Annotated in this window: 15 protein-coding genes; 8 read left to right on the forward strand and 7 right to left on the reverse strand. The window is 68.3% G+C overall.

All coding sequences use genetic code 11. The annotated features are described in order from the left end of the window. Positions 1–55 precede the first annotated feature (55 nt). Positions 56–853, reverse strand: coding sequence for an IclR family transcriptional regulator (locus ABLE92_RS22805; protein ID WP_348807080.1), 798 nt, complete (start codon positions 851–853; stop codon positions 56–58). Positions 854–902: 49 nt separating this feature from the next. Here ABLE92_RS22805 and ABLE92_RS22810 point away from each other — a divergent pair, with 49 nt between their 5' ends. From ABLE92_RS22810 to ABLE92_RS22820, 3 genes are all read left to right on the forward strand, one after another. Continuing rightward, on the forward strand, positions 903–1,073 hold the full coding sequence (locus ABLE92_RS22810) for a hypothetical protein (protein ID WP_348807081.1): 171 nt from the start codon (positions 903–905) through the stop codon (positions 1,071–1,073). Positions 1,074–1,138: 65 nt separating this feature from the next. Further along, positions 1,139–2,353: an FAD-dependent monooxygenase gene (locus tag ABLE92_RS22815; RefSeq protein WP_348807082.1), complete on the forward strand. Its 1,215-nt coding sequence runs from the start codon at positions 1,139–1,141 to the stop codon at positions 2,351–2,353. A 119-nt stretch (positions 2,354–2,472) separates the two neighbouring features. Continuing rightward, on the forward strand, positions 2,473–2,856 hold the full coding sequence (locus ABLE92_RS22820) for a hypothetical protein (protein ID WP_348807083.1): 384 nt from the start codon (positions 2,473–2,475) through the stop codon (positions 2,854–2,856). Between the two features lie 51 nt (positions 2,857–2,907). Here the strand turns inward: ABLE92_RS22820 and ABLE92_RS22825 are convergent, their stop codons facing one another. Both ABLE92_RS22825 and ABLE92_RS22830 read right to left on the reverse strand, forming a co-directional pair. Next, entirely contained in the window at positions 2,908–3,645 is a 738-nt protein-coding gene (locus ABLE92_RS22825) for a DedA family protein (protein WP_348807084.1), read from the reverse strand. Positions 3,646–3,737: 92 nt separating this feature from the next. Further along, positions 3,738–4,472, reverse strand: coding sequence for a VTT domain-containing protein (locus ABLE92_RS22830; protein WP_348807085.1), 735 nt, complete (start codon positions 4,470–4,472; stop codon positions 3,738–3,740). Positions 4,473–4,629: 157 nt separating this feature from the next. On the opposite strand from ABLE92_RS22830, the gene fbaA reads away from it, so the two are divergent. Then, on the forward strand, positions 4,630–5,664 hold the full coding sequence (gene fbaA, locus ABLE92_RS22835) for a class II fructose-bisphosphate aldolase (protein WP_348807086.1): 1,035 nt from the start codon (positions 4,630–4,632) through the stop codon (positions 5,662–5,664). Between the two features lie 113 nt (positions 5,665–5,777). Here the strand turns inward: fbaA and ABLE92_RS22840 are convergent, their stop codons facing one another. After that, positions 5,778–6,536 (reverse strand): hypothetical protein, encoded by a 759-nt coding sequence (locus ABLE92_RS22840; protein ID WP_348807087.1) that lies wholly within the window; start codon positions 6,534–6,536, stop codon positions 5,778–5,780. Then, complete coding sequence (locus tag ABLE92_RS22845; protein ID WP_348807088.1) at positions 6,533–8,647, reverse strand: Rv0361 family membrane protein; 2,115 nt, start codon at positions 8,645–8,647, stop codon at positions 6,533–6,535. The genes ABLE92_RS22840 and ABLE92_RS22845 overlap by 4 nt, the downstream gene beginning before the upstream one ends. 528 nt (positions 8,648–9,175) lie before the next feature. Here ABLE92_RS22845 and ABLE92_RS22850 point away from each other — a divergent pair. From ABLE92_RS22850 to ABLE92_RS22865, 4 genes are all read left to right on the forward strand, one after another. Beyond that, a complete protein-coding gene (locus tag ABLE92_RS22850) occupies positions 9,176–9,616 on the forward strand; it encodes a DUF3151 domain-containing protein (RefSeq protein WP_348807089.1) in 441 nt (146 codons plus the stop codon). A gap of 16 nt (positions 9,617–9,632) precedes the next feature. Beyond that, positions 9,633–10,736, forward strand: coding sequence for an FUSC family protein (locus tag ABLE92_RS22855; RefSeq protein WP_348807120.1), 1,104 nt, complete (start codon positions 9,633–9,635; stop codon positions 10,734–10,736). 206 nt (positions 10,737–10,942) lie between these two features. Beyond that, the gene (locus tag ABLE92_RS22860; RefSeq protein ID WP_348807090.1) at positions 10,943–11,860 is read left to right on the forward strand and encodes a cation diffusion facilitator family transporter; all 918 of its coding nucleotides are present in this window, start codon (positions 10,943–10,945) and stop codon (positions 11,858–11,860) included. 96 nt (positions 11,861–11,956) lie between these two features. Next, positions 11,957–12,319: a hypothetical protein gene (locus ABLE92_RS22865; protein ID WP_348807091.1), complete on the forward strand. Its 363-nt coding sequence runs from the start codon at positions 11,957–11,959 to the stop codon at positions 12,317–12,319. A 4-nt stretch (positions 12,320–12,323) separates the two neighbouring features. Here ABLE92_RS22865 and ABLE92_RS22870 read toward each other — a convergent pair whose 3' ends face one another. Together ABLE92_RS22870 and ABLE92_RS22875 are read right to left on the reverse strand one after the other, a co-directional pair. After that, the gene (locus ABLE92_RS22870) at positions 12,324–13,169 is read right to left on the reverse strand and encodes a site-2 protease family protein (protein WP_348807092.1); all 846 of its coding nucleotides are present in this window, start codon (positions 13,167–13,169) and stop codon (positions 12,324–12,326) included. Beyond that, positions 13,166–13,870, reverse strand: a complete 705-nt coding sequence (locus tag ABLE92_RS22875) for a hypothetical protein (RefSeq protein ID WP_348807093.1) — start codon at positions 13,868–13,870, stop codon at positions 13,166–13,168. Before ABLE92_RS22875 ends, ABLE92_RS22870 begins: the two co-directional genes overlap by 4 nt. Positions 13,871–13,913 lie beyond the last annotated feature (43 nt).

Raw genomic sequence — 13,913 nt, forward strand, 5'->3', positions numbered from 1 at the left:
GGCGAGGCGAAGATCTCGAAGTTTCTGCACAGCAGAACCGGAGCGGGCGTCGGCGTCACGGTTCGAGGTCGGCGACGTCGATCTCGATCTCGTGCACGCACCGGCGCATCTGTCCGATCAGCGGCCCGCGGGCGTGCTGCTCGTAGCGGGTGGACGGGACGGCGACGGTGATCGCGCCGAGGGCCAGGCCTCGGTGATTGTGGATGGCCATGCCGAAGGCCGACACCCCGTTCTCCGACAGTTGCAGGTTGATGCCGACGCCGGAGTCGCGGATCGTGCGCAGTGACGCGCTGAACGCGGCGAACTCGTCGGCCGGCAGCCGGGGATCGGCGTCGTCGCGCCGCTGTTGACCGTCGGGCAGCAGGTAGAGCTGGGTGAGCACCGCCTCGTCGAGTTCGGCGAGTAGCGCCCGCCCACCCGCGGTGCGGTGTGCGTCGAGCACCTGGCCCTGCCGATCACCGACCCGCAGGATGGTGGCCGATTCGGCCGAGTAGAGGAATCTCGCCTGAGTGCCCACCCGGATCACGAGGTTGGAGGTCTCGCCGGTCTGGGCGGTCAGCGCCTCGAGGTAGGGCCGTGCGCGATCGGTGAGGTCGCGGGTCCACCCGCTTCGTGCCGGTCCGGCTCCGAGTGCCGGTCCGGGGTGATAGACGCGATGCTCGTCCTGCACGGCGAAACCCCGGTACACCAGCATCGCGAGGAGTCGGTGGGCGGTGGAGTTGGCCACCCCGAGCTCGGCGGCCGCATCCGACAGTCGCACCGCGCCCACGTCACGGAGCAGCACGACCAGGCGTAGGGCGTTGTCGACGGAGGTGATGACGTACGACGGCCGCTCGATCACGCGTTTCTGCATAGCAGAACTGTATTGCGACGGGGTTGTGGTGTCCATCACCGTGATTGTCATGACCGCTTCACCGCACGGCACCCACGCCCCGCGTGACGCGGCGGCACACCACGGCCTGTCTCCACTCTTCGGCGTCGGCGCGTTGATCGCCTCGGTGGTGCTCGTCGCGGTCTCCGCGGCGGGCGGCCCGCAGCCGTCCGCCATCGCCACGTCCACGGTTGCCGCCTGAGCGTCGGTGACCCCTGGTCCGTCACCGGTTCTCCCTCAATCCTCGTCTTCAGATCGGAGTCAGAAATGTCATTGTCAACGTCCCGGGTCCTGATCGCCGGCGGCGGAATCGGCGGTGCGGCCGCCGCCCTCGCCATGGCACGCAAGGGTGCCTCGGTCACTCTCTTCGAACGCGCCGCCGAATTCGGTGAGGTCGGTGCCGGCCTGCAGATCGGCCCGCACGGAGCACGCATGCTCGACTCGTGGGGTCTGCTCGACGCCGCCCTGGAACGCGGCGTGCTGCCCGGCAATATCGTCTTTCGCGACGCCGTCACCAGCGCGGAACTGACCCGTGTAGATCTCGGTACCGAGTTCCGGAACCGTTACGGCGGACCGTATTTCGTCATCCACCGCAGCGATCTGCACTCGCTCATCATCGACGCGGCGCGTGCGGCCGGCGCCGAGATGCTCACCGGGCAGACCGTCGCCGACGTCGTCACCGAAGGCCACCGGGCGGTGCTGTCGACCGCCGACGGGCAGGCCCACGAGGCCGACGTGGTGCTGGCGATGGACGGTCTGAAATCCCGTCTGCGCCGCACGCTCTCCGACGATGAACCCGTCGCATCCGGGTATGTCGCCTACCGTGGCACCTTCCCGCGGGAGGAGGTGTCCGCCGGTGCCGACATCACCGACGTGGTCGGCTACATCGGACCGCGCTGCCACTTCATCCAGTACCCGCTGCGCGGCGGCTCCATGCTCAATCAGGTGGCGGTGTTCGGATCACCCAAATACCTTGCGGGCGAGAAGGAGTGGGGTGGTCCCGACGAACTGGCGCACGCCTACGACCACTGCCACGAGACCGTCCGCGCCGCCACCGATCACCTGTGGCGGGACCGCTGGTGGCCGATGTATGACCGTGAGCCCATCGACAACTGGGTCGACGGACGGATGATCCTGCTGGGCGACGCCGCACATCCGCCGCTGCAGTACCTCGCCTCCGGCGCGGTGATGGCCATCGAGGACGCCAAGTGCATCGCCGACTACGCCGAAGAGGAACTGGCCCTTGGTGGTTCGGATGCGTGGGACCGCACCCTGGCCGCTGTCAACGGCGAACGGGCGCCCCGGTGCAACCGCATCCTGACCACCGGCCGGATGTGGGGTGAGCTGTGGCACCTCGACGGGGTGGGTCGCATCGCCCGCAACGAACTGTTCCAGACCCGGGACACCTCGAGCTACAAGTACACCGACTGGCTGTGGGCATACTCGAGCGACCGTACCCCCGCGGGCGCGCTGACCGTCTGAGTTGCCGGACCCTACATAGGACCTAGGACACCGGTCGATGCGGTCGGCGGACCCTTTCGCCGACCGCGTCGACCGGCGCAGTCTGAAACGAATAGGGATTTCGAGGAAGGGGCGGGTCAATGGGCATTGCGTCCACACGTTGTGAGAGCTGCGGTCTGCCGGTGCATTCCTACCGGTACTGCGCGCACTGCACCGACGAGTACGGCAACCTCCAGTCCTTCGACATGCGGCTGGAGTCCATCGTCGCGGAGTGGGAGGTCGAGCATCCGCATCTGACCTACCACGAGGCCCGGGAGCAGGCCAAGCACTTCATGGCGCAGATGCCGGCCTGGCGTGACCACCCGCGCATCGTGGGTCTGCGTCGTGCCGAGGCAGGTTTCGTACGGCGCAACGACACCGTCGGACTACGGCCCAACGATCCGGTCGGTCCGACTCATGGCGTGCCGTCGCCGGACATCCCGCACACCAGTGGACTCGGTATGGGATTTCAGGGCCCGCGATAGCTCGTCGGCGTCGACGGTCGATCAGGGCCGTGGGTGGATCGGGATCGCCGATCAGACCGAGCCGGTGCCGCGATCCTCGACCGACGTGGGTGTGGCCGTGACGTCCTCGTCGACGACCGCCTTCTTGGCGGCGCGACGCCGGCGGTACCACTCGATGAGCATCGGGGCCACCGAGATCACCACGATGAGGATGAAGATCGGTTCGATGAGTTTCTGCACGATCCCGAAGCCACCCAGCCAGTAGCCGAGCAGCACGATGCCGGCACCCCACACGATGGCGCCGACGACGTTGTAGACGGCGAACACCACCCACTTCATCCGGGCCGCACCCGCCACGATCGGGGCCAGGGTGCGCACGATCGGCACGAACCGGGCCAGGAAGATGGTGATCGGGCCGTGCTTCTCGAAGAACTCGTGCGCCTCGACGAGGTAGCGCTCCTTGAGGAATCGGGCGTCGGGCCGGAACATCTCGGTTCCGACGAAACGGCCGATCCAGTAGCCGATCTGGCCGCCGATGATGGCGGCGACGGGTACGAAGATCAGCAGTTGCCACAGCGAGGCGAACTTGTCGATGCCGTCCTTGCCGCCGGCCGCGACGACCATGCCCGCCACGAACAGCAGCGAGTCACCGGGCAACACCGGGAACAGCACCCCGGACTCGATGAGAATCACCAGGAGCAGGCCCCAAAACGCCCAGGCGCCGAACCAGCTGAGCACGTTGATGGGGTCGAGGATGCCGGGCAGTGCGACCGCGGTGGTCGTGGCCTGGGCAAGAGCGGAGTCGATCACAGGTCACCAGGCTACTTGGTCGGCCTGTGAGACGGCCAAAGCCTGCTGCAGGGTGCCTGGCAGACGGGTCGTTTCCTCAGGATGCTGTTTCCTCAGGATGCTGCGGGAGGGACCTGCGACGGCTCCGGCTCACGACGGTCGACGGGTTCCTCGACGATCGCACGCCGGGAGCGGAGTAGGCGTTTGCCGACCTCGGAGATGATCGGCAGCACCGAGACGAAGACGATGAGCAGGAAGATGTAGTCGACGTTGTCGCGGATGAAGGCGATCTGGCCGAGGAAGTAACCCAGCAGCGTCACTCCGGCGCCCCACGCGATGGCACCGACGATGTTGTAGGTGAGGAAGATCGAGTAGCGCATCTTGGCGGCCCCGGCGACGAGCGGGGCGTAGGTGCGCACGATCGGCACGAACCGGGCCAGCACGATGGTGATCGGCCCGTGCTTCTCGAAGAATTCGTGCGCCTCGATGATGTACTTCTCCTTCAGCACCCGCGCGTTCGGCTTGAACAGGGAGTACCCGAGCCGGTTGCCGATGAGATAGCCGACCTGATCGCCGAGGAACGCCGCGATCGGAATGGTGACCAACAGCACCCACAGCGGCGCGAACGGTTCGATGTCGGCGGACTTGGCGGCCACGATCAGGCCCGCGGTGAACAGCAGCGAGTCGCCCGGAAGCAGCGGAAACAGCAGGCCCGACTCGATGAACACGACGAGGAGGAGCCCGGCGAGAATCCACGTGCCGAACGAGTTCAGCAGGTTGACGGGATCCAGGAAACCGGGGAGCAGTGCCAGATTTGTCGTGTTTGCGGCCAACGCGAAGTTCGTCACGGAAATTCAGGGTACCGGGTGGATATGAGTGTCTGCTGAATCCGTCGTGGGCCGACATCCCGGGCCGCTGCGCGCCGGTGGCCCGACCTTGACATACTGAATCCGAGTGGACCCGCTCACACGGTGAGAAGACGCCTACCCGGTTGGAGGACGTGACATGCCCATAGCAACCCCAGAGCAGTACGCCGAGATGTTCGCCAAGGCGAAGGAGGGTGGCTACGCGTTCCCGGCGATCAACTGCACGTCGTCGTCGACGATCAACTCGGCCATCAAGGGCTTCGCCGATGCCGGTAGCGACGGCATCATCCAGTTCTCGACCGGTGGCGCGGAGTTCGGCTCCGGGCTCGGCGTCAAGGACATGGTGACCGGCGCGGTGGCGCTCGCCGAGTTCGCGCACGTCGTCGCCGCGAAGTACGGCGTGACGATCGCGTTGCACACCGACCACTGTCCGAAGGACAAACTCGACACCTACGTGCGGCCGCTGCTGGCGATCAGCCAGGAACGCGTCGACGCCGGCAAGAACCCGCTGTTCCAGTCGCACATGTGGGACGGCTCGGCCGTGCCGATCGACGAGAACCTCGAGATCGCGCAGGAACTTCTGGCCAAAGCGGCCGCGGCCAAGATCATCCTCGAATGCGAGATCGGTGTGGTCGGTGGTGAAGAGGACGGCGTCGAGGCGGAGATCAACGACAAGCTGTTCACCACCCCCGAGGATTTCGAGAAGACCGTTGACGCCCTGGGAACCGGTGAGAAGGGTCACTACCTGCTCGCCGCCACCTTCGGCAACGTCCACGGCGTCTACAAGCCGGGCAACGTGAAGCTGCGTCCCGACGTGCTCAAGACCGGTCAGGAGGTCGTCGTCAAGAAGCTGGGCCTCGCCGAGGGATCCAAGCCGTTCGACTTCGTCTTCCACGGCGGATCGGGATCGCTCAAGAGCGAGATCGAGGAGGCGCTGAGCTACGGCGTCGTCAAGATGAACGTCGACACCGACACCCAGTACGCCTACACGCGACCCATCGCCGGGCACATGTTCGAGAACTACGATGGTGTGCTCAAGGTCGACGGCGAGGTCGGCAACAAGAAGACCTACGACCCGCGCGTGTGGAGCAAGAAGGCCGAGGCGAACATGAGTGAGCGCGTCGTCGAGGCCTGCACCGACCTCAAGTCGGTGGGCAAGTCGATCAGCGCATGACCTGACGGGTCCGAGAGGACCCGACACAGACCGACGGCGGCGTCCCGGATGATATTCCGGGGCGCCGCCTTCGTGTCTGGGGGTGTGAAACCGGGATGGGTTGTTGCTCGGCCTCAGAGGGCGAGCAACCCGACCAGGACCCCGATGGCCAGCAGCACCATCACGGTGGCCGCCGTGATGATCAACAGATCCGGTCGGTGCTTGCGGGTGTGGCCGGGCGACGGAGAGGTGGCCCTGGACGCCAACGGGCGACCGGCCGGGTCGTGCGGCCCGCGGACCGGGCGGCGGGGATCGGTGCCTCGGGGATCGGCGGCGGCTCGGGGATCGATGGGATGGGGGCCTGCGGCGGGCGGACCGGCCGGGCGTGGTTCGGCGATCTGCGGCGCGGGCGCAGCGGCCTGTGGGGAGCCCGGCGCACGCGGCCCGCGGAACGCGGCGGCTGCGGGTTCACTGGGCTGCGGCAGTCGCGGGGTGGGATCGTCGGATCCGGCGATGACCGCCGCCGGGACGGGGAAGCCCTGCGGCGGGGCCGCTGGGGCCTCGGGTGCAACGGGCTGGGCCCCGGGCGGGACGGGCGGAGCCGCGGATGGGATCGGTGGAGCCCCGGGTGGGCCAGGTGGAGGCCCGGGAGGAACGGCGGCGTCGGCACGTGGTCCCGGAACCGGACGCTGGGGAGCGTCGGCATGATGCGCGCCGGGCATCGGGCCGCGGACATCGGGTGCGGCCGGACGCGTCCCCATCGGCAGCGGGGGGCGGTCCGGGGGCGGGATGGGCCGCTGGTGGCGCCCGCGACCGTCGATGGCGCGCGTCTCGACGGCCTCGTGACCGGGGTCTGCCGCGGACGGATCGCCCGCGGCGCGATCACCGGTCACTGCGGATCGCAGACCTTCCAGTCATCGCCCTGCTTCTGCAGATTGATGGCGAATCGCTGAGCCTGATCCGGGGTGCTCGTGTTCAGCGCGGTGACCTCGACGACCGCACTGTTGCCGCCGTTGTCGATGCGCACCGCATTGACCGACTCGACCTTGGTCAGCTCGTTCTTGGACTTCTGGGTCTGGAAGATCTTCGTCCAGTCCGCGTCGTTCATGTTGGTGTAGTACGCCAACTTCGCACCGCACGTGACGTCCCGAAGGGTCGCGAGGTCACCCTCGTAGAGAGCCGTGGTGTAGGTCGTGGCGGTGTCGGCCGCCTCGTCTTCCGGTGCGGCGGGCCGCAATTGGAGGTAGGCAAAGATACCCCCGGCGATCACCACGAGCGCGATGATGATCCCGAGAACGCCGAGCAGTGCACCGCGACCCTTCCGGGACGTGGCCTTCTTGGGTTCGTGCGTGCCCGGAATGACCTGCGGCTGATGGGCTGTCGTCGACCAGCCCGCAGTCGCCGATCCGGCCGAGGCCTTGGCGGCGGCCGCACCTGCGGCCACGGCACCCCCGGCCACGGCTGCACCGGCGACCGCTGCACCGGCGCCCGGGGTGGCCGACTGCTCATCCTGCTGCGGGGCCTCGGATTGCTGCGGTGCCTGCTTGGTGAGGATGACGGTGTCGGCATCGTCGCCCGCGACATCGTCTGCGGTGTCGGTGGTTTCGGTGTCGACATCCGTGTCGGCGGTGTCGGTCTCGGCGACGTCTGCGACGTCTGCCGCATCAACCTCGTCGGCGACCCGCTCGTCTACCTCCGCCTCATCCTCGGCGGCCTCGGCGACGGCGGCCTCGGCCGCGTCGGTGTCGGGGATGTCGGTCTCGGGAATGTCGGTATCGGCGACCGCATCTTCCGCTGTGGCGGAATCGGTTTCGGTGACGGTGTCGTCCGCTGTGTCGGAATCCGCCTCCGCGACAGCATCTTCCGCTACCGCCGAGTCTGTCTCGGTGTCGGCCTCATCCGAGGTGTCTGCGCTCTCGGACTCTGCGCTCTCGGGCTCTGCGGTCTCGGGCTCTGCGGTCTCGGGCTCTGCGGTCTCCGATTCCGTCTCCGCTGCCGCATCTGCCCCGGCGTCGGAGTCCACGGTATCGGCGTCGCCGGCCTCGGTCTCGGCAACGGCGGGCGCATCCGCATCGGTTGCGGTGTCTGCCGACGCCGGCGCGGCCTGTTCCGCCTCGCCCTGCTCCGTCTCACCCGGCTCCGTCTCACCCTGCTCCGCCTCACCCGGTTCGGTGGTGGCGGTTTCGGTGTCGGGTGGGGTGGTGTCGTCGCTCTCGACCTCGGCGGCAGGTTCCTCGGATTCCTGTTCCGGTGCCTCGGCGACGTCGTCGCCCTGCGGGGCGTCCTCGGCGGGCGCGTCCTGGGCCGATTCATCGGTGGTGTCGGTCTCGGTCGCATCGTCGTCATCCGAGGTGGCGACGACTGCGGCTGCGGTGCCCGCAGCGGCGGCCGCGGCGACACCCGCGGCGACGGCCGTGCCGTGACCGGAACCGTCGTCATCCGCGGTGTCGTCATCCGAGGCGGCATCGGCATCGGCAGATTCTGCGTCGTCCGCGTTCTCGGCGACGACGGTGTCGTCGGTCTCCGTGGCCTCTGGTTCGTCCGCCTGGGCATCGGCGGCGGTGTCCGACTCGGGTTCGGTGGTTTCGTCGACCGCGTCCGATCCGGTGTCGTCGGTCTCTGCTTCTTCCTGAACCGCGGATTCGGCGTCACTCGCGGTTTCGGCGGTGCCCTCCGATTCAGCGGTGTCCGCGGTCTCGGTGCTGCTCTCCGTCTCGACGGTGTCGGTCGAATCGGCCGCGGCCGCGTCGGTCGCATCCACCGACTCCGGACCACTGCCGTAGACCTCGACATCCTCGAGGTCGTCGAGGTCCGTGGTGTCGGGGAGGCTGGCGCGTGAGATCACCTTGGTCGCCGAATCGATACCGCGTCCGCCGAGGGGCTTGGGATGAGTGCTCTCGGCGGAAGAGGCCGCCTCCGGCTTCGGGTGCTGCACGGTCTCCTGATCCGACGACGGCGTGCGCCCCGCTCCGGCTGTCGGCAACGGTGCGGTCGTGGCCTGCATCGGCGCCGTTGTGGGACTGCCGCCGGCCGGGCGGCCGGGCTGCGGTCCTCGCGCCGGACCACCCTGGGGGCGCGCGGGGCCGCCCTGCGGACGGGGCGGAACGGCCTGCTGGGGTCCCTGCTGAGGTCGAGGTGCGGGTCCCGCCGGACCTGCCGGGCGCGGTGGCGTCGGTGCTGCGCTGCTCGATCCGGCAGCTTCGCCGCCACGCTCACGCAGTTTCCGCAGCTTTGAAAAAGCCCTGGTGACAGCCGACTTCTGATCGTCAGACTGCGCCATCGGACATCACCACACCTTCTTCGAACACGAGGCTCGACATACCCACAAAGACTCACGTCGCCCCGAGTGGAGCGACGCAGCACATCCCGACTCGACGAAGTGCGCCATTCACACTAGCGAATCGATCTGCCATCTCTCCGCTGGGGAGACCGCGATCGACGCGGCGAGAAACGCCCATCGGAGACCTTCGGGGCATTGTGCCATCGAGACGACCGGACGTCCCGCCGAGAGGTCCGGTGATTGAATGGTGGGGTGACTTCCTTCGGAGACCTCCTCGGACCGCAACCCACGCTCCTGACCGGTGATGACGATGCCGAATCCGACCTGCGCAACGGTGCCGAACCCGCCGAGGTGGCGGCAACGCATCCGACCGCGTCGATCGCGTGGGCATACCTCGCCGAACGTGCACTGGCCACCCAGGGCGCACAGAAACCCGAGACCATCAAGGTGATCGAGGCCTACGCCTACGCCCGAACCGGATATCACCGTGGGCTCGACCAACTGCGACGCCACGGCTGGAAGGGCTTCGGCCCGGTGCCGTGGAGTCACGAACCGAATCAGGGATTCCTGCGGTGTGTGGGTGCACTCGCCCGGGCCGCGCAGGCGATCGGAGAAGAGGACGAATACCTCCGGTGCCTCGATCTGCTCAACGACAGCGACCCGAGGGCCGTCGATCACCTCGGGCTGAACTGACCCGTCGGTGACGTCGCTGACGTCGCGGGTGCGGGGCGGATACGAGGCGCTGCCGCGGCTCCTGCGGGTGCGTATCCGCCGGCTCTACCTGTCGGCGGTACCGATCCTGCAGTGTTCGATCGCGGCCGGGGTGGCGTGGTGGTTCGCTCTCGACGTCCTGGGTCACCCACAACCCTTCTTCGCGCCGATCGCTGCGGTCATCTCGCTCGGTCTGTCGCTGGGCCGCCGGTGGCGGCGATCGGTCGAACTGGTCGCCGGGGTCACCATCGGCATCCTCGTCGGCGACCTGCTGATCGTCGAAATAGGAAGTGGCGGTTGGCAAATCGTCGTCGTGGTGGCCCTGGCCATGGCGGTCGCCGTGTTCCTCGACGACGGGCCGCTGATCCCGCTGCAGGCGGCGTCGTCGGCGGTCCTGGTCGCCACGCTGCTGCCGCCCGGGGGGATCGGCGGATTCCACCGCGCGATCGACGCGCTCACCGGTGGGTTGATCGGCATCCTCGTCGGGGCGTTGCTGCCGGCCAACCCGGCGGCCCGCGCGCGGCGCGACGCGGCCGGGGTGCTCGCCACGGTCCGCGATGCCGCCCGCCAGCTCGCCGACGGACTTCGCGACGGCGACCAGGACCTGGTGCTCGCCGCGCTGGAAAAGGGCCGCGGTACGCAGGGCGCGATCAACACGATGCGGCAGGACATGAGCGGTGGCCGGGAGATCAGCACGCTCTCGCCGCTGTACTGGGGCTCGCGGATGCGACTCCAGAAGATCTCGGCCACCGCGGACCCGATCGACAACGGGGTCCGCAACTTCCGCATCATCGCCCGGCGTGCGCTGGGCATCACGCAGCGGGGTGAACCACTGCGTCCCGAACTCATCGAGATCGTCGGCGACCTCGCGGATGCGTTCGAGATCCTGCGCGAGATGATGCTCGCCGATCCCGGCGAATCTCCCGATGCCGCCGATGCCGCACGGGTGCTGCGCACCATCGCCCGCAAGGCGCGAATGGAACTGGCCGAGGAGCGTGGCATGGCCGAGACGGCGTTGCTGGCCGAGATCCGGTCGCTGCTGGTCGACCTGCTGATGGTGGCGGGACTGCGACGGTCGTCGGCGGTGGCGACGCTGCGCTGAGATCCGCGCGGTCGGGCGTCGGTTCCGGCGGGCATCGGAGTCGGCGCGGTCGTTGCTGCTCGACGCGGAGTCCGCACGCTCGCGCGGTCATTGCACTGACGCGTGACGATGGGCGTGCCGCACGGGTGAGGAGTGACCGCGCCAAGACGCTTAGCCGACCCTAACTCTTGTCATATATGCGAACTCATGCATATATTGGCTGGGTCATGGGACACTCACACTCGCACTCGCACGGTCACGTCGACGCCGCCTCGGCCGCGCATCGACGGATCTGGCCGATGGCCGTGGCCGTCGGTCTGATCGGCACCTACTTCGTCGTGGAGCTCACCGTCGGCATCGCCGTCGACTCCCTGGCCCTCATCGCCGACGCCGGGCACATGCTGACCGACGTCGTCGCGTTGCTCATGGGACTGACCGCACTACTGCTCGCGCGGCACGGCAAGACCACCGACACCCGGACCTTCGGCTGGCACCGGGCCGAGGTGTTCACCGCGGTCGCCAACGCGGTATTGCTCATCGGGGTCGCGGCGTTCGTGCTCTACGAGGCCATCGAGCGGATCGGCTCCGACCCGCAGGTCCCCGGTCTGACGCTGATCGTCGTCGCGCTGATCGGGCTCGCGGTGAACCTCGCGGTCATGCTGCTGCTGCGGGACGATTCCCGCGATTCCATCGCGGTGCGCGGTGCCTACCTCGAGGTCCTCGCCGACGCCGTCGGCAGCGTGGGCGTGCTCGTCGCCGGCATCGTCGCACTGACGACGGGGTGGGGCTACGCCGACATCATCGTCGCCGTGGGCATCGCCCTCTGGGTGGTGCCGCGCGCACTGCGGCTGGCCATCGACGCGTTGCGCATCCTCAACCAGCAGGCTCCGTCGCACATCGACGTCGATGCGCTGCGGTCCGAACTCGCGGCCATTCCCGGCGTCGACGACGTCCACGATCTGCACGTGTGGTCGCTGACCACCGGGATGGACGTCGCCACGGTGCATCTCGGCAGCTCGCGGGAGGGCGCCGAGGTGCTCTCGGCCGCCCGGCAGGTGCTCACCCGTCATGGTCTCGAGCATGCGACGGTGCAGGTGGATCCCGAGGATCAGCAGCACAAGTGCCACGACGAACTGCGGTGGTAGGGCCGCGGTTTTGTTTGCTGAGGTAACGAATGTCGCGTATGTCGCGAATCCCCCGGTAGGAGTTCACCACCCGATCCGGAGAAGAGGCACCACCGCATGAGCATCATCCACACGAGCATCATCCGACGACTCTGCACCACCACGGCCATCGCGGGGATGGCGCTGGGTGCGGCCGCCACCCTGGGCGCCGGCGACGGTCAGGCCGCGACGGTACGCGACTGCTCGATCTACAACTACTGGGCGGGCGCGTCCATCAACTGCCCGGCCGATGTCCGGGCCGTCCTCGAACTCGACTGCGTGGGTCTGGGTCGCAACACCGGCGAGACCACCGGCGTCCGGGTCTTCTATCACCGCACCAGCGGGGTGACCGATCGCAGTGGATTCACCGCCGCCGACTGCGGTCAGGGCAGCTACATCGGCTCCGGCGTCAACACCCGGTCGTGGGTGCGCCCGGTCTGATCGATCACCGCCGCCAGAACAGGAAGGTTTCCCAGCCCCATCCGGCGAGCTGCGAGGGCACACCCGACAGCTCGAACAGCCAGAAGATGACGTCGAAGAAGACGTTGTTGAGGGCCGGGATGAACAGCAGAGCGAAGACGATCAGGAAACCGTACGGCGCGATCTTGGCCGCCGACTGCCGCGTCTGCGGCGACAGGTACGGCTCGATGGCCCCGTACCCGTCGAATCCCGGCATCGGGATGAGGTTGAGGACCGCCGCGGTGATCTGCAGGAACGCCAGCATGGCCAGGCCGGTCCATAGGTTGATGGTGGACGGGTCGGTGATGATGACCCCGAACGGGCTGTCGGTGAGCGGCGCGAACACCCTGATCACCGCCAGCAGGATGATCGCCAGCACGATGTTCATCGCCGGTCCGGCCAGCGACACGAGGGTGCGCTGGGCACGGGTGAAGCCGCGCTCGTTCAGATACACCGCGCCGCCGGGGAATCCGATGCCGCCCATCAGGATGATCAACAGCGGCAATCCCAGTGACAGGCCGGGGTGGGTGTAGCGCAGCGGGTTGAGAGTCAGATAGCCGCGCAGTTCGGCGTCCCGATCGCCGAAACGGTAGGCGGTGACCGCGTGGCCGAATTCGTGCAGACACAGCGAGATCACCCAGCCGGACAGCACCAGCAGCAGGATGCCCGCGGTGGCCCGTCCCGACGCGCGATCGAATCCTGCTGTGGCACACAACCATCCGCCGACGACGGCCACGGCGATCAGGCCGAGGAAGATCGCCCCGGGCTGGACCGCCCGGCCGATCTCGGTGATCGTCGGCGTGCGTCGCCGCTCAAAGCCCTGACCGGTCATGACGATTCTCCTGACGGCAGCACCAGTTTCAGATCCACGTGGTGACGGTAGTACGTCGAGCGCTTGACCACCCGCTCGGTGAGCTCACCCTCGCGTTCCACGACGATGTTCGTCCCACCGGTCTGCACCGCCCGACCCGGATACCACCGCTGTCGACCCAGTACGCGGCGTATTCCGGACGGCTCGAGGCGGGCTCGCAGTCCCGGTTCGCCCGGCGTCGGCTCGATCCGGATCCCGGGCACCTCGCCGCGGAAGAGCCGATGATCGTCGGCGTAACTCTCGCCGTGCAGCGGACCGCCGTCGGCGCCGAGGTGCCGGGCGACGCCGACGAGCACCGTCGCGGCGTCGTCGCGGATCAGCGGCAGATCCCGTGCCCGTCCGGTGCGGGCGAGGTCGCGCGCCGCGTCGCCGTGCGGGAGGCCGTAGACGCGGGTCGCCGGCGTCGGCCGGGCGGCGACGTAGGCGACCTCGACGTCGAGACGTTCGATCAGCATCAGGGCGGCGATGACCTGCGCGAGATAGCGGTCGGAGGCGGCGGCCGCGTCGGCGGCGGAAGCGTCACCGGGACCGTCCGCGTCGGGTTCGACGATCAGGCGCGACACCCCGGGTTCGGCGATCCGCGCCGACACGGCGTCGCGCAGGGCCCGGCGAGAGGTGCCCACCGACGGTGCCTGGACGGACGTGATGAGGGCGAACGACATGGGAATAGCGTATCGAGCAGGCCGAACCAGTAGGGTTGTCCCG

It is taken from the genome of Gordonia oleivorans, assembly GCF_040044975.1.
In the GTDB taxonomy this organism is placed as follows: domain Bacteria; phylum Actinomycetota; class Actinomycetes; order Mycobacteriales; family Mycobacteriaceae; genus Gordonia; species Gordonia oleivorans.